The following is a 17,180-nucleotide window of genomic DNA, read 5'->3' as shown; positions in this document are numbered from 1 at the left end:
GCGCGTCAGAACATCCCGCGGATGCCGATCGAGACGTTGCGTCCGGGCAGCGGTGCGGCGTCCTTGATCAGCGAGGTCGACAGGCGCGCCGTCTGGTCGGCGAGGTTGTTGCCGTCGAGGAACGCCTCCCAGCTGCTGCGGTCGTTCGCGTAGAAGCTCCAGGCCACGTGCGCGTTGACGAGGGTGAAGCCGGCAGTCGATGTTTCGAACGCTGCGGTGTCGTCCTGCGCGAAATAGTGCGTCGCGCCGACGCTCGCGCGCCAGCGGTCGTCGTGCCAGGACAGCTCGCTGCCGGCGCGCGCGGCGGGGATGCGCGGCAGGTTGCCGCCGTCCTCGAGGGTCGCGCGCACGGTGTCGCCCCAGATGCGCAGGTCGTAGTGGCCGCTCGCATTCGCCGCGAGATGCACGGTCGCCTCGGCTTCGCCGCCGTGGAAGCGTGCGTTCGCCTGCGACCAGTCGCGCACGGGCAGGTCGTCCTCGACGCGGCCGGTGTCGGCGAGATAGATGAAGTCGTCGTAGTGGTTCGCGTAGACGGCGACCTTCGCGTCGACGCGCTCGCCGTGCCAGTGCAGTCCGAGCTCGGCCTGGTTCGCGGTTTCCTCGCGCAGCTGAGGATCGCCGACTTCGAACGTCGCGGACGCGTCGTGCGGACCGTTCGCGAACAGTTCCTCCTCGGCCGGCGCGCGCTGCGCGCGGTCGAGGTTGAGCGTGACGTGCCAGGCATCGTCGATGCGCCATGCCAGGCCCGCGGACACGCTGTACGGATGGAAATCGCGTTCGTCGCCGCCGTCGGGCGTGCTGCTCTGTCGATCGACGCGCGCGCCGAGGTCGACGTCGAGCGCACCGAAGTCGCGGCGCTCGGTCACGAACAGGCCGAGCCCGCGCGTCGACGTCGGCGGCACGAAGGTCTCGTCGCCGACCGCGGCGAAGTCGCGATGGAACGCCTGCACGCCGAACGCGCCGAGCCAGCCGGCGAGCGGTGCGTGGGTGAGCAGCAGGCGCCCTTCGTTGGCGTCGTTGGTGAAGGTCGTGCCCGGCACGTCGCCGTCGAACTCGATGTGCTGGTAGTCGGTGTGGCCGACGCTCAGCTCGAGCTTGTCGATGCCCGCGAACGGCGCGTTGATCGCGCCCTTGAGGTCGTAGCGCGTCTGCGCCATCTGCAGGTGCACCGGGGCTTCGCCGGTCACCGCATCGCCTGCTTCGGCCGGGTTGCCGTAGGTGTCGAGGTAGCGCGAGACGGACAGGCCGAGATAGCCCCAGTCGCCGATCGCCGAACCACCGATCGCGCCGGCGTTCGTGTGCACGTAGCTGTTCGGCAGCGTTTCGCCCGGGATGTCGTAGTCGTGATCGCGCCGACTGAGTCCATCCGCGTGGACCGCGAAGCCGTTGCCGCCCGCATCGACGCGGAACGCTTCCGAGTTGCCGTCCGACACGCTGTCGTAGCCGACCTGCACGCGCCCGCTGACGCCATCCGCGGGCACGACGCTGGGGATGCGCCCGTCGACGACGTTGACGATGCCGCCGATCGCCCCGGAGCCGTAGAGCAGCGTGGACGGTCCCTTGAGGATCTCGATCTGGTCGGCGAGGAACGGTTCGACCGTGACAGCATGGTCCTGGCTCACGTTCGACACGTCTTCGGAGCCGAGACCATCGCTGAGCACCGATACGCGCGGGCCGTCGAAGCCGCGGATCACCGGGCGACCGACGCCCTGGCCGAACGAGGTCGTCTGCACGCCGGGCACGTTCGAGACGGTCTGGCCGATCGTGCCGGCACGCGCCTCGTCGAGTTCGGCGCCGGACAGGACGCTCACGGGCGCGACGACCTGGTCGGCCTGCTGCTGGCCGGGCATTGCGTTGACGACGACGGTCGGCAGCGTTTCGCGGTCGACTTTCGGCTTGGCGCCGCTGCGTTCGGCCTCCGGCGGTGGCGCGCCGTCGGCGGTCGCGGCGTCGGAGACGTCGGCAGGGGCGGCACGGACCTGCAGGGTGGACAACGCGAGACCGGCGCAGACGGCCAGGGCGAGGCGATGGATCGGCATCGGCAGCACTCCTTCGGATGGCTGGGGAAAGGTTGAGTGATATGTTATATAGTAACAATACCGATCCCACCTGCGCCGAAGGTCATGCAAGCCGAGCCCCCGCCGTTGAAAGGCCGACGCGTCGCCACCACGACGTTCCTTGCAGCGTTACAATGTAGCCCCGCGAGGGACCCCGACTTGGCACGACGCAATCCCATCCGTTTCGCCCATCTCGCCGATCGTTTCGGGGCGACGGCGTCGTTCGTGTGCGCATTGCACTGTGCGGCGCTGCCGCTGCTGCTGGCCGTGCTGCCTGCACTCGGTCTCGGCTTTCTCGCCGATCACGCGTTCGAGCGCGGCTTCATCGCGTGCGCGAGCGTGCTCGCGCTGGCGTCGCTCGCGTTCGGCTTCCGCCGCCACCGGCGCTTGCGCGCGTTCTGGTTCCTCGTTCCCGGTGTGGTCCTGCTGATCGCGGGCATCGTCATCGACATCGACGGACGGCCGCTCGTGCACGCGCTGCTGGTCAGCCTCGGCGGCATGCTCGTGGCGCTCTCGCACGTGACCAACCTGCGCCTCGCCCATCGACACGTGCACGACGCGGCATGCGGTCATTGAGCGCCCGTGATTGTGTAACCGCCGACGCGGCGCCTAGCATCCCGGCGATGGATCCGCGCCTGCCGCCATGAGTCATTCGCACGACCACGCGCACCCCGCGTCCGGCGATCACGCGCACGCCCATCCGCACCGGTCGGGCAGCGAGCGCGAGCGGCGACTGCTGATCGCGTTCGCGCTGACCGCCTGCACGCTCGTCGGCGAGGCCGCGGGCGGCTGGTGGTCCGGTTCACTCGCGCTGCTCGCGGACGCGGGGCACATGCTCGTCGACGCGCTGGCGCTGCTGTTCGCCTGGCTCGGGGCGCGCTTCGCGCAGCGGCCGGCCGACGCGCGGCGCAGTTTCGGCTACGCGCGCCTGGAAGTGCTGGTCGGCTACACCAACGCGCTCGCCCAGTTCGTGCTCGTCGCGTGGATCGTCGCGGAAGCGGCCGGTCGCCTGATGCAGCCGACGATGATCCTCACTGGTCCGATGCTCGTGGTCGCGGTCGGGGGCCTGCTCGTCAACGCACTCGTGTTGCGCGTGCTGCACGACCACGACCACGACGACGTCAACACCGCGAGTGCGCGTCTGCACGTGCTCGGCGACCTGCTCGGTTCGGTCGGCGCGGTCGCCGCCGCGTTGCTGATCCGCAGGTTCGGCTGGAACTGGGCGGACCCGGCGATTTCCGTGCTCGTCTCCGTGCTCATTCTCGGCAACGCGTGGCAGCTGCTGCGCCGCTCGGGGCACATCCTGCTCGAAGGCGCGCCGTCCGGATTCGACGCGGCGAGCGTCGCGAGCGTGCTGCAGTCGGCGGACATCGGCATCGTCGATGTCCACCACGTCCACCTGTGGGAACTGTCCGGTGGTCGCGCGATGGCGACCTTGCATGCGCGAGTGGAACAGGGCGCCGATCCGGACCGCGCGATCGACGGCGCGCAGCGCGTGCTGCGCGAGCGCTTCGGGGTCGTCCACGTGACCGTGCAGGTCGAAACCGGCGGGTGCGCCGCGGGACCCTGCGGCGGCGCCCATTCCTGATCGCCAGCGGCAGCCGCGGCGTGCTTGCGCCGCGGTCGCGGGCTGCTATCCTGCGCGCCCGCTTACCGAATCGTTACAGGAGTCATCATGGGCAAGGGCGACCGCAAGACCCGCAAGGGCAAGATCGGCATCCGCAGTTACGGCAACGTGCGTCCGCATTCGGCCAAGAAGGCCGGCGGCGCGGCCAAGCCTGCGGCCGCCAAGACGGCGAAGCCGGCGGTCAAGAAGGCCGCGCCGGTGAAGAAGGCCGTGGCCAAGAAGGCGGTCTGACGCGCCGGCGACCCCAGCGAACGAGGTCTTTACACGGAATTAGCATTCGTCCACGAATGCGGGTATAGTCGGCCGCACTGTGTTTGCTAGGGTCACTGTGAATCGTGGCCTTTGATGCAGTTGATCCTCAGACGATCCGCTCATCGTTTCGCCTCGCTAGCTCCCGGCAACCCAGTCTCGGACGCGGAATGTTCCGCGATCGCGATGTTCAACGTGTTTTCAGGAGTTTCAGATGTCGAATCGTCAGACCGGTACCGTGAAGTGGTTCAATGATGCCAAGGGTTTCGGTTTCATTACCCCGGAGAGCGGCCCGGACCTGTTCGTGCATTTCCGCGCGATCATGGGCACCGGTTTCAAGTCGCTGCAGGAAGGCCAGCGCGTGAGCTTCGTCGCCGTGCAGGGCCAGAAGGGCATGCAGGCCGACCAGGTCCAGGTGATCTGATCCACGCCGGCAACCTAGCGTGATTTCGAAGCCCCGGGTGGAAACGCCCGGGGCTTTTTCTTTGCGCGACCGAATCAGCGCGATGGCCAGCTCACCGTGCCGCCGACGACGGTCGCGGTCGTGCCGCCGACCCACACGGACCCGCCCTCGATGCGGATCAGCAGCGACGCGTCGCGGCCCATCTCGCGGCCCTGGCTCACGCGGTAACCGTGCGCGAGTGGACCGGACGGTTCGCGTTGCGCGATCCATGCCGCGACGAGTCCGTTCGCGGCGCCCGATGCCGGATCCTCGACGATGCCGACGCCGGCCGGGAAGGCGCGCACGACGAGGTCGTAGGTGGCGGCACCGCAGCGCGCGAACACGCACAGGCCGAGGCTGTCGCTCGCATGCGCGAGGCGTGCGATCGCCGCATGATCGGGCTGCCAGGCACGCACGGCGGCTTCGTCGGCGAACTCGGCGACCCACCAGCGCCGCCCGCCTTCGACGAACGCGGGCGGCAACGCGCCCAGGTGCATGCCGTCGAGCAGGGCGCGCAACAGCGGCTCGTCCGCGTCGCCTTCACGCAGGACATTCGCCGCCGGCGCGCGTACGAACAGTCGACGCGGCGTGCGTTCCTCGACGCGGATAGGCAGCAGGCCCGCGCCGCACTCCTGGATCAACTGGCCGTCGACCGCACGCGCGATGCCGCTCTCGAGCACCGCATGCGCGCTGCCGATGGTCGGGTGGCCGGCGAACGGGATCTCCTTCGACGGCGTGAAGATGCGCAGCCGATAGCTTGCTTCGGCTTTCGTCGGTGGCAGCACGAACGTGGTTTCGACGAGATCGGTCCAGGCGGCGTAGCGTTGCATGTCCGCATCGCTCCAGCCGTCGGCGTCGAGCACCACGCCGAGCGGGTTGCCGCCGCCCGGCGTCGCCGGGAACACGTCCAGTTGCAGGTAGCGCGAGGTCAGGGGCATGCGTCGGCGCGTTCGGAGCGAGCCGGCGATGATACCGCTACCGCTACATCCAGTTGCGTCGCTTGAACCAGAGCAGGGGCAGGACGATGCTCATGGCGATCGCCAGCAGCGCGAGCGGATACGCGTGCGGCATGTGCAGCTCGGGCATGTGGTCGAAATTCATGCCCCAGATGCCGGCGAGGATCACCGGCGGGATCGACACGACCGACGCGACGGTGAGGATCTTGATCACGTCGTTCTGGTCGATGTTGATGAAGCCGAGGACCGCGTCGAGCAGGAATTGCAGCTTGTCGGTGAGCTGGCTGTCGAACTCGCACAGCACGTCGAGGTCCTTCTGCGCGGCGTGCAGGCGGCCGAGCGCGGGCTTGGCGATCCACGCGGGCGGTGCCTCGCGCAGCGCGAGCACGATGCGCAGGAGGCCGGTCGCCGACAGGCGCAGACGCGCGAGGCGGGTTTCGACGCGGCCGATCTCGGCGAGCGTCGCGCGCAGCAGCGCCGTGTTGCGGCGTTCGCTGCCGAAGATGCGCGTCGACAAGGTGCCGACCTCGGCCGCCACGGCCTCCATGCGGTCGGCCGTGCTCGCGATGATCGACTGCACGAGGACGACGAACGCGTCGGTGCTCGTTCCCGGTGCGGCTGCGCGCACGCGTTCGGCGGCGAGGTCGAACGCGGGCGAGGCCGCGTAGCGCAGCGAAACCAGATGCTTCGGCGTCAGCACGAAGCCGACCGGGCTCGGGGGCGTGTCGTCGTCGTGGCTGAAGTAGGGGATGCCGAGGCGCAGCACGTCGTCGGCGATGCCGACGCGGTTCGACAGTTCGATGCCGCCGAGATGTTCGCGATCGGGCAGCCGCAACCCGGTCGCGGCCTCGACGCGCGCCCGCTCGGCGGGGTCGCTGCCGACGAGGTCGAACCAGGTGCCGTCGACGTCGGCGGTGCTGGCTTGTCCGGCGGCGGAAAAGTGGCGGGTCAGCATGTGGTCGTTTCCACTCGCGCGCTTGTTCGCGGCGACGCACGCATCATATATCGTTCACTCCCGTCCACAGCCGAGCGCCGTCGCAATGCCCATCGCCAACGCCGTCGTGAACGTCGCGATCATCGCCGTCACCTGCATCGTGTCGTTCATGGCCTTCTCCAACCCGCAGCTGCTGAACCGCCTCATCCTGTGGCCGCCGGCGATCACGCGCGGCAAGGAGTACTGGCGCCTCGCGACCTGCGGGTTGATCCACGCCGATCCGCCGCACCTGCTCTTCAACATGATCACGCTGTACTTCTTCGGTGCGCCGATGGAGCGCTTCTACACGCAGCAGACGGGTGCGATCGGCTACCTGCTGTTCTACGTCGGCGGCCTCGTCGTGTCGTCGCTGCCGAGCTGGCAGCAGCACCGCAACGATCCCAACTATCGCAGCCTTGGCGCATCCGGCGCGGTATCGGCGGTGCTGTTCGCGTTCATCCTGTGGCACCCGTGGACGACGATCTACGTGCTCGTGCTGCCGGTGCCGGCGATCCTCTACGCGGTCGCCTACCTCGCGTACACGATCTACATGGATCGCCAGCGCACCGACAACGTCAACCATAGCGCGCACCTGTGGGGCGCGGTGTACGGCGTCGTCGTCACGGTCCTGGTCGAGCCGCGCCTGCTCGGCGCATTCTTCGCGCAGCTGTTGCGTCCGGTGCTGGGTTGACCGGCGCGCTTGCAAGCGCGCACCGGATGCCGACAATCGCCACATGCCGTCACCGGAGCCACGCATGAACTACAAGGGTGGATGCCACTGCGGGCGTGTCGCGTTCGAGGTCGAGGCCGACATCGCCAAGGTGGTCGAGTGCAACTGCTCGATCTGCAGCAAGAAGGGCCACCTGCTCGCGTTCGTGCCTGCCGCCAGCGTGACCTTGCACACGCCGGAGTCGGCGTTGTCGACGTACACGTTCAACACGCATCGCATCCGCCACCAGTTCTGCCCGGTCTGCGGCATTGCGCCGTTCGGCCGCGGTACCGACCGGACCGGCAACGCGACCTTCGCGATCAACGTGCGCTGCCTCGAGGGCGTCGACCCGCATGCGCTCGAGATTCAGGCCTTCGACGGTCGCAGCCTCTGAGCGGAACGCACATGCCTCCGACCCGCAGCGGTTCCGATGCGCGCGCGAACGCCGCCGCGGGCGACAGCCTCGTCGTCGCGATTTCCTCGCGCGCGCTGTTCGACCTCGGCGACAGCCACGAACTGTTCGAGCGTGAGGGCGTCGATGCGTTCGCGCGCCACCAGATCGCGCGCGAGGACGACCTGCTCGCGCCCGGGATCGCGTTCCCGCTCGTGCAGAAGCTGCTGCACCTCAATCGCGCCGCGCCCGAGGCGCCGCGCGTCGAAGTGATCCTGCTGTCGCGCAACTCCGCCGACACCGGGCTGCGCATCTTCAATTCGATCGAGCATTACGGCCTCGACATCGCGCGCGCCGCGTTCACGCGCGGCGCGCCGACGTCGCCGTACGTGCACGCGTTCGGTGCGGACCTGTTCCTGTCGGCGAACCCCGACAGCGTCGCCCAGGCGCTGCGTGCGGGCGTCGCCGCGGCGACGATCCTGCCGTCGAAGGCGCCGCAGCGGCAGTCGGACCAGGTGCGCATCGCGTTCGACGGCGATGCGGTGCTGTTCGGCGACGAATCGGAGCAGGTGAGCGAGAGCGCCGGCATCGATGCGTTCCATCGCCACGAGACCGAGCGCGCGCGCGAGCCGCTGTCGGGCGGGCCGTTCCGCGGTTTCCTCGACGCGTTGCATCGCCTGCAGCAGGCGTTCCCGAGCGAGGACTCGCCGATCCGCACCGCGCTCGTCACCGCGCGCTCGGCGCCCGCGCACAAGCGCGTGATCCTGACTTTGCGCGAGTGGGACGTGCGCATCGACGAGGCGCTGTTCCTCGGCGGCCGGCCGAAAGGTCCGTTCCTCGAGGCGTTCGGCGCGGACATCTTCTTCGACGACTCGGTCGCGAACGTCGAGTCGGCGCGCCGCCACGTCGCGACCGGGCACGTGCCGCGCACGCCGGGCGCGTAGCGGTGCCTTCCTAGAACGGACCGAGCGCGTGCGCCTTCGCGACGAGGGCGCGCCGGATGTTCTCGTGCAGGGGCTTGTGCCAGTGCACGATCAGGTGCTCGTGACCGGCGCCGACGAAGCCGGCGGCGGTCGCGACTTCGAGCGCGCGCCGGTCGCCGCAATGGCCGAAGAACGCATCGCAGCAGTCGGCGTAGCGCGCGAACGCGTATTTCAACACGAGGTACCAGACGCCGCCGGCCGCCTCGATCGCGCCGCGATGCGCGGGATCCATCGCTCGGATCGTCTCGCCGTTGCTGCACGATCCGCCCGACAGGTAGACGTCGCCGAACGGTCGCATGTGCGAATAGCCGGCGAGGCGGAAGCCGCTGCGTGCATCGCCGTAGAGGGCGACGAGATGTCGCCCGAACGGCGGCGGCGGTGAAGCGAACTTGCGCCGGAAAAGGTCGCCGGCGATGAATTGCGCGTCGTCGATCTCGGTGATGCTCAGGAACGGCCGCAGCGGCTCCGGGATCGTGTGCAGGGCGTCGTGTTCCATCGCGGTTCCGGGCAGTCGATCGCCCGGACTTTAACGCGACGGGGCGGGGCGCACCACGCTTCGTGCATGCTAGGCTCGCCCGCCCTTGCCGCCTGCGAGCCCGTGTCCCCCTTGATGCCCTTGCCCGGACGTCCCCCGCGCCTGCGTGATCCGTGGCGCGTCGCCGCTTTCGCCTTCATCGCCGTGATGTTCGCGATCCATGCCTGCGCCGCGCTCAACTCGCAAGGCGTGCCGGACTTCTGGCGCGACTTCTACTGGGCCAGCGCGATCGCGCATGGCGAGGCGTTCCCGCTGGCCGGGCCGCAGATCTACCAGTTGCTCGAGCTCGGACCGTGGTGGTTCTACCTGCTCGCGTTGCCGATCCGCCTCGGCACGGGCAGTGCGGGCACGATGGTCTTCATTCAGCTGCTCGCAGCGTCGAAGTATCCGCTTGCATGGCGGCTCGGCACGCGCGCGATGGACGCCCGATTCGGGTTCGCCTGCACGGTCAGCATCGCGGTCGCAGGCTGGTCCACGGCGGGCCTGGTCTTTCCGTCGCACATCGCGCTGATCGAAGCGACCCTGCTGCTGCTCGCCGCGGCGAGCTGGCGCTGCTCGTCGGTGCTGTCGTCGCGCAACGTCGTGCTCTACGGCCTCGCGTGCGCCGCGTGCATCCACGCGCATCCGACCACGATCACCTTCGTCGTCGCGTCCGGCGCGTTCCTGCTCTGGCGACACCGTTCCTGGGCCGCCTTCGCGCGGCTCGCGCTCGCGGCGGCGATCGTCGCGCTGAGCCTGCTGCCGCCGTGGCTCGACCGCGACATGGTCACCGAGCACGCGCTCAAGCCATTGTCCGGCTACCTCGGCGGCGACGTCGGCGTCGGCCTGTTGCATCGCATCCCGACCGTCGCCTACGGCGTGCTCGCGGTGGGGGCGTGGTGGGGGCTGCTGCTCATGACGCCGCTTCCGCTCGCAGTCGCGCAGGCGGCGTGGTGGTCGTACTGCGCGTGCCTCGTCTTCGCCGCCGGCGGCTACGCGTGGCTGGCGCGTGCCGCATCGGCGTCGCCGGACGCGCGACTGCGGATCGCCGGCGGCCTCGCTTTCGTCGCCTTCCTCGCGCAGGTCGCGTTCGTCGTGTCGCTGCGGCCGATCACGCCGGTCTGGATGGTGCCCTCGTGCGTGCTGCCGCTCGCGCTCGCGATTGCGGTCGGCTGGTACGGCTGGATCGGCCGGCCCGGTGCGACGCGTCGCCTCGGCGGCCTGGTGCTGGGCATCTACGCGGCGATCGTGGTCGCGCCGTACCTGTTGTTCCTGCACGACATCCGCGCGTTGCGCCAGATGCCGAATACGAACCCCTATTTCAATGCCGGCGACTACAGTGACACGTTCGTGACGACGCCGGTACCGTTCTATCCCGTGCGCCGCATCGACCGCGTCGCACGCGTTCTGTGCGAGCCGGCGACGCTGCACGCCCGACTCGCCGCGGTCGTCGAGGCGACCTTCGCCACCCCCGTGCGCGACGCGTGCGGCCGCTGGCCGGAGCTGCGCTTCGGCGGCATCGAAGGTGATCGCCATCTCGCCGGGCTGCCTGCGCATGCGGCGCGCGCGAGCGGCGTCGCACCCGCGCGTGTCGTTGCCGGCATGGCGCTGTACGAGCGCGTGCGCGCGATCGCGCCGGATCAGGGCGGGCGGGCGGCGCGCGCGCGCCGGCTGCAGATCGATCCGGACAGCGCCGCCGGTCCGCCGCGACCGACCGTGTTCGTGTTCGACGCGGAAGCGGGCGACGCGGTCGTATTGACCAATCGCCTGCCGATGGCCGCGCCGATGACGGTCGATGCCGTGCTCGCGGGCGGCCAGCCGGCGCGCCTCGCCGACGACGACGGCAGTTCGCGCGTGTACGCGTGCACGGCGTGCGCCGACGGCGCAAGCGTGCACTGGCGCATCGACCTGCAGGCGGTCGCCGGCAACCTCGACCTCGTCGTGCTCGAGCGCTGACGCGCGTCCGTCAGCCGATCGAGGCGAGCAGGCGTTCGAGCCCCGCCGGCTCGTTCCAGTGCGCGCCCGCGATGTAGCGCGGCAGGTTCCAGCGATCCGACCCGCGCGTGACCGGTGCAGGCTCGGTACCGAACGCTGCGCGCAGGCGATGCTCGCCCGCGCGCAGCGGCAGGTAGTCGCGCAGCAGGTAGTCGTTCGTTTCGCCGTAAGGGAACGCGAACAGGCGGCTGCGCCGCGGCGCGAGGAACGCGTCTAGCCAGTCGGCCGCCTGGCGGATCTGCGCGTCGGCCTCGCCGTACGAATCGATCGTGCGGAACGTCCCGGAGCGGTCCTGCGCCGCCCTCGGCAAGGTCGGGTGGTTGTGGTCCCAGCTGTGGCTCTCGATCGCGAGCAGCCCTTCGGCCTGCGCCGCGCGCCACCATTCGTCGCCCCACCAGCCGCGTCCGGCAAGGCAAGTCCGGTCGAGCGTCGCGCGTGCCTCGGGCGAGACGATGACGAAGCTCGTCGCGTGCGCGGCGGCTCCGGTTTCCGCAGCGAAGTCGCGCAGGATGCCCGCGAAGCCGCGTTGCGGTCCCCAGGTCGGGTGGTCGATGTCGTGCCAGTCGAACCAGGAGCCGTCGTCGAAGCTCAGCGCGACCGCGCGCTCGACCGTGCTCGCAGGTGCGTCGCCGAGCAGGACGTCGACGACGGTCGCGAGCGGCACGATGCGCAGGCCGAGGCGCGCGACCCGGCGCAGGTCCTGCGCCAGGGCGACGTGGTCGTTGCTGGCGTAATCGTTTCCGGAGACGTTGTTCGAGTGGTAGGTGAGGACGGGTACGCGCATGGCGGAAGCGGGCGGGCGGATGGGCCGAGTATGCGGCATGGCGCCGTGCGCACTCGTGGCCGCACGGGCGGCGGCCCGCTACAATATCGCGCTTTGCCCGCGCCCGGACCGACCATGCCCGCCACCCCGCTGAACCCGACCGACCTCTACGACATCCGCTCGATGCTCTCCGACGAGGAGCGCATGGTGCAGGACACCGTCGCGCGCTTCACCGACGAGCGCGTGCTGCCGATCATCGGCGACTGCTTCGACAAGGCACGCTTCCCGACCGAGCTGATCCCGGAGATGGCCGAACTCGGCCTGCTCGGTTCGTCGCTGCCGGTCGAGTACGGTTGCGCCGGCATGAACGGCGTCAGCTACGGCCTGGTCTGCCAGGAACTCGAGCGCGGCGATTCGGGCATCCGCAGCTTCGCGTCCGTGCAGAGCTCGCTCTGCATGTATCCGATCTACGCTTACGGCAGCGAGGAGCAGCGCAAGCGCTGGCTGCCCGAGATGGCCGCCGGCAAGGTGATCGGCTGCTTCGGCCTGACCGAACCGCACGGCGGTTCGGATCCGGCCAACATGAAGACGAACGCGAAGAAGGACGGCGCCGACTGGATCCTCAACGGCGCCAAGATGTGGATCACCAACGGCAACCTCGCGCACATCGCGATCGTCTGGGCGCAGACGGACGAAGGCATCCAGGGCTTCATCGTCGAAAAGGGCATGCCCGGTTTCACCGCGCAGGAAGTGCACAAGAAGATGAGCCTGCGCGCGTCGGTGACCAGCGCGCTGTTCTTCGACAACGTGCGCGTGCCGGACGCGAACCGCCTGCCGAACGTGAAGGGCCTCAAGGGGCCGCTGGGTTGCCTCACGCAGGCGCGCTACGGCATCACCTGGGGTCCGATCGGCGCGGCGATCGCCTGCTTCAGCGAGACCACCGAGTACGCGAAGAACCGCACGCTGTTCCAGCGCCCGATCGCGGCCACGCAGGCGGTGCAGATCAAGCTCGCCGAAATGGCGCGCCGGATCACGCTCGCGCAGCTCCTGTCGCTGCAGCTCGGTCGCCTCAAGGACAAGGGCGTGATGCAGCCGACCCAGGTGTCGCTCGCGAAGTGGAACAACTGCCGCATGGCGATCGACATCGCGCGCGAATGCCGCGACATCCTCGGCGGGGCCGGCATCACGACCGAGCACTGCCCGATCCGCCATGCGCTGAACCTCGAATCGGTCATCACGTACGAAGGCACGGAAACCGTGCACCAGCTCGTGGTCGGCCGCGAAGTCACGGGCATCAACGCGTTCTGAGCATGTCGCCGCGCCGGGACGTCGTCCCGGCGTCGCGTCGCGACGGCTTCGCCTCGTGCCATCCGCCGCGACGCGCGCATCCATCGTTGCCACGACCCGGGACGTCCGCGTGAATCCGAACGACATCCAGCTCGAAACCGATCGCCTGATCCTGCGACTGCCGCGCATCGAGGATTTCGACGCGTACGCGCAAATGCACGCCGACGAAGACGCCTCGCGCCACATCGGCGGCGTGCTGCTGCGCGCGCCGGCGTGGCGCAAGTTCCTGCAGATGCCCGGTGCATGGATGGTGCAGGGCTACGCGATGTTCTCGGTGGTCGAGAAGGCGAGCGGTCGCTGGCTCGGCCAGGCCGGGCCGTGGCAGCCGGAAGGCTGGCCCGGCACCGAAGTCGGCTGGGCATTCCATCCGTCCGCGTGGGGCAAGGGCTACGCGACCGAAGCCGCGGCCGCGGCGATCGACTGGGCGTTCGCGAACCTCGGCTGGACCGAGGTGATCCATTCGATCGATCCGGGCAACGTCGCCTCGCAGGCGCTCGCGCGGCGGCTCGGTTCGAGCAACCGCGGCGCCGGCCGCCTGCCGCCACCGTTCGAGGATGTCGCGATCGACATCTGGGGACAGACGCGCGAGCAGTGGTCCGCGCGTCGCGAAGGAGCACGCGCATGATCACGATCCACGGCTATTCGCCGTCCGGCAACTGCCACAAGCTGCGCATGCTGCTCGGCCATCTCCGGCGCGTCGAGGGACGCGACTACCGCTGGATCGAGACCGACAGCGCGCACGGCGCGACGCGCACGCCCGAATACCTCGCGAAGAATCCGAACGGCCGCGTGCCGATGATCGAAACCGACGACGGCCGCATCATGGTCGAGTCGAACGCGATCCTCTACTGGCTCGCCGAAGGCAGCGCGTATTTCGCGGGCGACGGCTGGCAGCGCGCGCAGACGCTGGCATGGATGTTCTTCGAGCAGTACAGCCACGAACCGTACGTCGCCGTCGCGCGCTTCATCTGTGGCTGGACGCCGCTCGATTCGCCGCGCCGTGCCGACCTGCCGAAGCTGCGCGAACGCGGCCACCAGGCGCTCGCGGTGATGGAGAAGCACCTGTCGTCGCACGACTGGTTCAGCGCGACCGGCTACGGCATCGCCGACATCGCGCTGTACGCGTACACGCATTGCGCGGAGGAGGGGGGCATCCCGCTCGCCGCCTACCCGGCGTTGCGCGCATGGCTCGCACGCATCGAGGCGCAGCCGGGTTTCGTGCCGATGCCGCCGATCGCGGCCGAGAACGCCGCGCTGGTCCAGGCGTCCCTGCGGGCGGCGACCGCGTGAGCGGTTTCGTCCCCGTCGCGTCCGCGCGATCCACCGTGACCTCGGTCCCCGGCGGGATCGAGGTGGGTATTCCTGCTCCGCGCAACTACTTCATTGCCGCCTTCATCACCGTGTGGCTGTGCGGCTGGGTGTTCGGCGAAGTCAATGCGGGTGCACAACTGCTGCATCCGGCCGAGAAGACGCCGATCGTGTTCCTCGCGGTCTGGTTCGTCGGGTGGACGATCGGCGGCGTGTTCGTCGTTCTGACACTGCTGTGGCTGCTCGCCGGCCGCGAGCGCGTGACGATCGCCGGCGACGAGTTCACCGTTCGACGCGAAGCCCTCGGCCTCGGCTGGACGCGCCGCTACGAGTTGCGCAGCGCGAAGAACCTGCGCGTCGTGGACGCGATTGCGGACGGCGTGCCGTTCGGCATGCGCGATCCGTACGGCTGGTGCTACGGCCCGTTCGTGTTCGACTACGGTCCCCGCACGATCAAGTTCGGCGCTGGCCTCGACGTGGCCGAGGCGCGTACCGTTCTTGCAAGAATCCTCGCCGCGAAGCCGGCCTTGTCCTCGACCCATGGTTGAATCGATGAACGCGATACCGACGCCCATTCCCGCCCGCCACAAGAACGTCAATCGCGCCGAAGTCTGCGACCAGAACTTCGCCGAGTACGTGCAGGCCTGGAGCGGCTCGCCGCGTCGCGCGCCGCGAGCCGACGAGCCGGTGCTGCCGGGCAGCCTGTGCACCGCGCACGACTTCATCGAGCTGTTCGAGTCGCAGCTCGTGTCGCGCCACCTCGACCTCATGGCGCGCGTTCTGCGCGTGAAGAACAAGGTGTTCTACACGATCGGTTCGTCCGGCCACGAAGGCAACGCGATGGTCGCGCGGCTGACGCGCCATACCGATCCGGCGTTCCTGCACTACCGCAGCGGTGCGCTCATGGCGGAGCGCTTCCGCAAGCTGCCGGGCATGGATCCGATCATGGATTCGGCGCTGTCGTTCGCGGCGAGCAAGGACGATCCCGCCTCGGGCGGCCGCCACAAGGTCTGGGGCAGCAAGCCGCTCTGGGTGTTGCCGCAGACCTCGACGATCGCCTCGCACCTGCCGAAGGCGCTCGGTACCGCGGTCGCGATCGAACAGGCGCGCCGCATCGGCCACGCGCTGCCGATCCCCGAGGATTCGATCGCGATCTGCTCGTTCGGCGACGCGTCGTCGAACCACGCGACCGCGCAGACCGCATTCAATGCCGCGCAGTGGACCGCGTACCAGAAGCTGCCGGCGCCGGTGCTGTTCGTGTGCGAGGACAACGGCATCGGCATTTCTGTGAAGACGCCGGGCGGCTGGATCGGCAATGCGTTCCGCCATCGCGACGGCCTCGACTACTTCTACGCCGACGGCCTCGACATCGCCGAAGGCTACGAGCAGGTCGCGCGAGCGGTCTACCACTGCCGCACGACGCGCCGGCCGACGTTCCTGCACCTGCGCACGACGCGCATCATGGGCCACGCGGGAACCGACTTCGAGATCGAGTGGCGCAGCGTCGAGGAACTGGTCGCGGTGGAAGCGACCGATCCGCTGCTGCGCAGCGCGTCGATCGCGCTCGAGTCGGGTCTTTACACCAAGGAATCGCTGCTCGCGAAGTACGAGGACATCCGCAGGAAGTGCTTCGCCGCGGCCGAGGAAGCCGATCGCCGGCCCAAGCTCGACCGCCTCGACGACGTGATGGCGCCGCTCGCGCCGTACACGCCCGACAAGGTTGCCGCGGAAGCCGGGCGCGTCGACTACGCCGACAAGCGCGTTGCCGTGTTCGGCGGCGCGGAGAAGCTGCCCGAGAAGCTCGCGCCGCGCCATCTCGCGATCCAGATCAACAACGCGTTGCACGACCTGTTCTGCAAGTACCCCGAGACGCTGCTGTTCGGCGAGGACGTGGCGCAGAAGGGCGGCGTCTACACGGTCACCAAGGGCCTGCACAAGGCGTTCAAGAACGCGCGCGTGTTCAACACGCTGCTCGACGAGACGATGATCCTTGGCCTCGCCCAGGGCTATGCGAACATGGGCATGCTGCCGGTGCCCGAGATCCAGTACCTCGCCTACTTCCACAACGCCTGCGACCAGATCCGCGGCGAGGCGGCCTCGCTGCAGTTCTTCTCGAACAACCAGTACAAGAACCCGATGCTCGTGCGCATCGCCGGCCTCGGTTACCAGCGCGGTTTCGGCGGGCATTTCCACAACGACAATTCGATCGCCGCGCTGCGCGACATCCCGGGCCTCGTGGTCGGCTGCGCGAGTCGCGGCGACGACGCGGCGACGATGCTGCGCACGCTCGCGGCGCTGGCGAAGGTCAACGGGCGCGTGACGGTGTTCCTCGAGCCGATTGCGCTGTACATGACCAAGGACCTGTACGAGGCGGGCGACGGCCAGTGGCTGACCGCATATCCCGCGCCGGACCAGGCGATGCCGCTCGGCGAGGCGCGCGTGTACGAGGAGGATGCCGAGGACCTCGTGATCTTCACCTACGGCAACGGCGTGCCGATGAGCCTGCGTGCCGCGCGCGAGATCGGCAAGGCGCTCGGCTGGAAGGTGCGCACGGTCGACCTGCGCTGGCTCGTGCCGCTCAACGAGAAGTTCATCGGCGAGCAGGCCAAGCGTGCGAAGCGCATCCTCGTCGTCGACGAGGGACGCCATTCCGCCGGCGTCGGCGAAGGCGTGATCACCGCGATCGTCGAAGCGGGCGAGGGCGCCAAGCCGCTGCGCCGCGTGGTCGGCGCCGACACCTACACCCCGCTTGCGGGCGCGGCGTTCCTCGTGCTGCCGGGCGATGCCGACATCGTCGCCGCGGCGCGCGAACTCGCGAAGTAAAGAAGGGGCGCCGCGATGCGGCGCCCCCTTGGTTCCGAACGTA

General features: G+C 69.2%; 18 protein-coding genes. 13 read left to right on the top strand and 5 right to left on the bottom strand.

The annotated features are described in order from the left end of the window. Positions 1-5: 5 nt before the first annotated feature. The gene (locus FHW12_RS03275; protein ID WP_182529551.1) at positions 6-2,039 is read right to left on the bottom strand and encodes a TonB-dependent receptor; all 2,034 of its coding nucleotides are present in this window, start codon (positions 2,037-2,039) and stop codon (positions 6-8) included. A 177-nt stretch (positions 2,040-2,216) separates the two neighbouring features. Here FHW12_RS03275 and FHW12_RS03270 point away from each other — a divergent pair, with 177 nt between their 5' ends. The 4 genes from FHW12_RS03270 (at position 2,217) to FHW12_RS03255 (ending at position 4,357) form a co-directional block, all read left to right on the top strand. Beyond that, on the top strand, positions 2,217-2,633 hold the full coding sequence (locus tag FHW12_RS03270) for a MerC domain-containing protein (RefSeq protein ID WP_259392806.1): 417 nt from the start codon (positions 2,217-2,219) through the stop codon (positions 2,631-2,633). Between the two features lie 67 nt (positions 2,634-2,700). Continuing rightward, a complete protein-coding gene (locus tag FHW12_RS03265) occupies positions 2,701-3,645 on the top strand; it encodes a cation diffusion facilitator family transporter (protein ID WP_182529549.1) in 945 nt (314 codons plus the stop codon). A gap of 87 nt (positions 3,646-3,732) precedes the next feature. Continuing rightward, positions 3,733-3,915 (top strand): 30S ribosomal protein THX, encoded by a 183-nt coding sequence (locus tag FHW12_RS03260; protein WP_182529548.1) that lies wholly within the window; start codon positions 3,733-3,735, stop codon positions 3,913-3,915. Positions 3,916-4,147: 232 nt separating this feature from the next. Next, a complete protein-coding gene (locus FHW12_RS03255) occupies positions 4,148-4,357 on the top strand; it encodes a cold-shock protein (protein WP_131997266.1) in 210 nt (69 codons plus the stop codon). A gap of 74 nt (positions 4,358-4,431) precedes the next feature. Here the strand turns inward: FHW12_RS03255 and FHW12_RS03250 are convergent, their stop codons facing one another. Continuing rightward, the gene (locus FHW12_RS03250) at positions 4,432-5,313 is read right to left on the bottom strand and encodes a PhzF family phenazine biosynthesis protein (protein WP_428993607.1); all 882 of its coding nucleotides are present in this window, start codon (positions 5,311-5,313) and stop codon (positions 4,432-4,434) included. A gap of 43 nt (positions 5,314-5,356) precedes the next feature. After that, the gene (locus tag FHW12_RS03245) at positions 5,357-6,286 is read right to left on the bottom strand and encodes a CorA family divalent cation transporter (protein WP_182529547.1); all 930 of its coding nucleotides are present in this window, start codon (positions 6,284-6,286) and stop codon (positions 5,357-5,359) included. Positions 6,287-6,371: 85 nt separating this feature from the next. On the opposite strand from FHW12_RS03245, the gene FHW12_RS03240 reads away from it, so the two are divergent. The 3 genes from FHW12_RS03240 to FHW12_RS03230 all read left to right on the top strand — a co-directional run bounded on the left by FHW12_RS03240 (position 6,372) and on the right by FHW12_RS03230 (position 8,348). Further along, complete coding sequence (locus tag FHW12_RS03240) at positions 6,372-6,995, top strand: rhomboid family intramembrane serine protease (protein WP_182529546.1); 624 nt, start codon at positions 6,372-6,374, stop codon at positions 6,993-6,995. 64 nt (positions 6,996-7,059) lie between these two features. Then, positions 7,060-7,407 carry a GFA family protein gene (locus tag FHW12_RS03235; protein ID WP_182529545.1) on the top strand — a complete coding sequence of 116 codons (348 nt, stop codon included), beginning with the start codon at positions 7,060-7,062 and terminating at the stop codon, positions 7,405-7,407. A gap of 11 nt (positions 7,408-7,418) precedes the next feature. Further along, complete coding sequence (locus FHW12_RS03230; RefSeq protein WP_182529544.1) at positions 7,419-8,348, top strand: 5'-nucleotidase; 930 nt, start codon at positions 7,419-7,421, stop codon at positions 8,346-8,348. 10 nt (positions 8,349-8,358) lie between these two features. Here the strand turns inward: FHW12_RS03230 and FHW12_RS03225 are convergent, their stop codons facing one another. Further along, positions 8,359-8,883: a hypothetical protein gene (locus FHW12_RS03225; RefSeq protein ID WP_182529543.1), complete on the bottom strand. Its 525-nt coding sequence runs from the start codon at positions 8,881-8,883 to the stop codon at positions 8,359-8,361. A 120-nt stretch (positions 8,884-9,003) separates the two neighbouring features. Here FHW12_RS03225 and FHW12_RS03220 point away from each other — a divergent pair, with 120 nt between their 5' ends. Continuing rightward, positions 9,004-10,857 (top strand): hypothetical protein, encoded by a 1,854-nt coding sequence (locus tag FHW12_RS03220; RefSeq protein ID WP_182529542.1) that lies wholly within the window; start codon positions 9,004-9,006, stop codon positions 10,855-10,857. Between the two features lie 10 nt (positions 10,858-10,867). Here FHW12_RS03220 and FHW12_RS03215 read toward each other — a convergent pair whose 3' ends face one another. After that, positions 10,868-11,680, bottom strand: a complete 813-nt coding sequence (locus tag FHW12_RS03215; protein ID WP_182529541.1) for a polysaccharide deacetylase family protein — start codon at positions 11,678-11,680, stop codon at positions 10,868-10,870. 114 nt (positions 11,681-11,794) lie between these two features. Between FHW12_RS03215 and FHW12_RS03210 the strand changes: the two genes are divergently transcribed. From FHW12_RS03210 to FHW12_RS03190, 5 genes are all read left to right on the top strand, one after another. After that, positions 11,795-12,967, top strand: a complete 1,173-nt coding sequence (locus tag FHW12_RS03210) for an acyl-CoA dehydrogenase family protein (protein WP_182529540.1) — start codon at positions 11,795-11,797, stop codon at positions 12,965-12,967. 109 nt (positions 12,968-13,076) lie between these two features. Continuing rightward, the gene (locus FHW12_RS03205; RefSeq protein ID WP_182529539.1) at positions 13,077-13,631 is read left to right on the top strand and encodes a GNAT family N-acetyltransferase; all 555 of its coding nucleotides are present in this window, start codon (positions 13,077-13,079) and stop codon (positions 13,629-13,631) included. Further along, positions 13,628-14,296 (top strand): glutathione S-transferase family protein, encoded by a 669-nt coding sequence (locus tag FHW12_RS03200; protein WP_182529538.1) that lies wholly within the window; start codon positions 13,628-13,630, stop codon positions 14,294-14,296. Before FHW12_RS03205 ends, FHW12_RS03200 begins: the two co-directional genes overlap by 4 nt. 62 nt (positions 14,297-14,358) lie before the next feature. Then, positions 14,359-14,862, top strand: coding sequence for a hypothetical protein (locus FHW12_RS03195; protein ID WP_182529537.1), 504 nt, complete (start codon positions 14,359-14,361; stop codon positions 14,860-14,862). 4 nt (positions 14,863-14,866) lie between these two features. Further along, entirely contained in the window at positions 14,867-17,137 is a 2,271-nt protein-coding gene (locus tag FHW12_RS03190; protein ID WP_182529536.1) for a thiamine pyrophosphate-dependent enzyme, read from the top strand. Positions 17,138-17,180: the final 43 nt, after the last annotated feature.

It is taken from the genome of Dokdonella fugitiva (assembly GCF_014138265.1).
Lineage (GTDB): Bacteria > Pseudomonadota > Gammaproteobacteria > Xanthomonadales > Rhodanobacteraceae > Dokdonella_A > Dokdonella_A fugitiva_A.
This window is presented reverse-complemented; position numbering and strand designations above follow the sequence as displayed.

What these genes read in the sequence shown, in the direction of transcription:
- FHW12_RS03275 (WP_182529551.1), bottom strand. Translation starts at nt 2,039, where the DNA reads ATGCCGATCCATCGCCTCGCCCTGGCCGTCTGCGCCGGTCTCGCGTTG.
- FHW12_RS03265 (WP_182529549.1), top strand. Translation starts at nt 2,701, where the DNA reads ATGAGTCATTCGCACGACCACGCGCACCCCGCGTCCGGCGATCACGCG.
- FHW12_RS03260 (WP_182529548.1), top strand. Translation starts at nt 3,733, where the DNA reads ATGGGCAAGGGCGACCGCAAGACCCGCAAGGGCAAGATCGGCATCCGC.
- FHW12_RS03255 (WP_131997266.1), top strand. Translation starts at nt 4,148, where the DNA reads ATGTCGAATCGTCAGACCGGTACCGTGAAGTGGTTCAATGATGCCAAG.
- FHW12_RS03250 (WP_428993607.1), bottom strand. Translation starts at nt 5,313, where the DNA reads ATGCCCCTGACCTCGCGCTACCTGCAACTGGACGTGTTCCCGGCGACG.
- FHW12_RS03245 (WP_182529547.1), bottom strand. Translation starts at nt 6,286, where the DNA reads ATGCTGACCCGCCACTTTTCCGCCGCCGGACAAGCCAGCACCGCCGAC.
- FHW12_RS03240 (WP_182529546.1), top strand. Translation starts at nt 6,372, where the DNA reads ATGCCCATCGCCAACGCCGTCGTGAACGTCGCGATCATCGCCGTCACC.
- FHW12_RS03235 (WP_182529545.1), top strand. Translation starts at nt 7,060, where the DNA reads ATGAACTACAAGGGTGGATGCCACTGCGGGCGTGTCGCGTTCGAGGTC.
- FHW12_RS03230 (WP_182529544.1), top strand. Translation starts at nt 7,419, where the DNA reads ATGCCTCCGACCCGCAGCGGTTCCGATGCGCGCGCGAACGCCGCCGCG.
- FHW12_RS03225 (WP_182529543.1), bottom strand. Translation starts at nt 8,883, where the DNA reads ATGGAACACGACGCCCTGCACACGATCCCGGAGCCGCTGCGGCCGTTC.
- FHW12_RS03215 (WP_182529541.1), bottom strand. Translation starts at nt 11,680, where the DNA reads ATGCGCGTACCCGTCCTCACCTACCACTCGAACAACGTCTCCGGAAAC.
- FHW12_RS03210 (WP_182529540.1), top strand. Translation starts at nt 11,795, where the DNA reads ATGCCCGCCACCCCGCTGAACCCGACCGACCTCTACGACATCCGCTCG.
- FHW12_RS03200 (WP_182529538.1), top strand. Translation starts at nt 13,628, where the DNA reads ATGATCACGATCCACGGCTATTCGCCGTCCGGCAACTGCCACAAGCTG.
- FHW12_RS03190 (WP_182529536.1), top strand. Translation starts at nt 14,867, where the DNA reads ATGAACGCGATACCGACGCCCATTCCCGCCCGCCACAAGAACGTCAAT.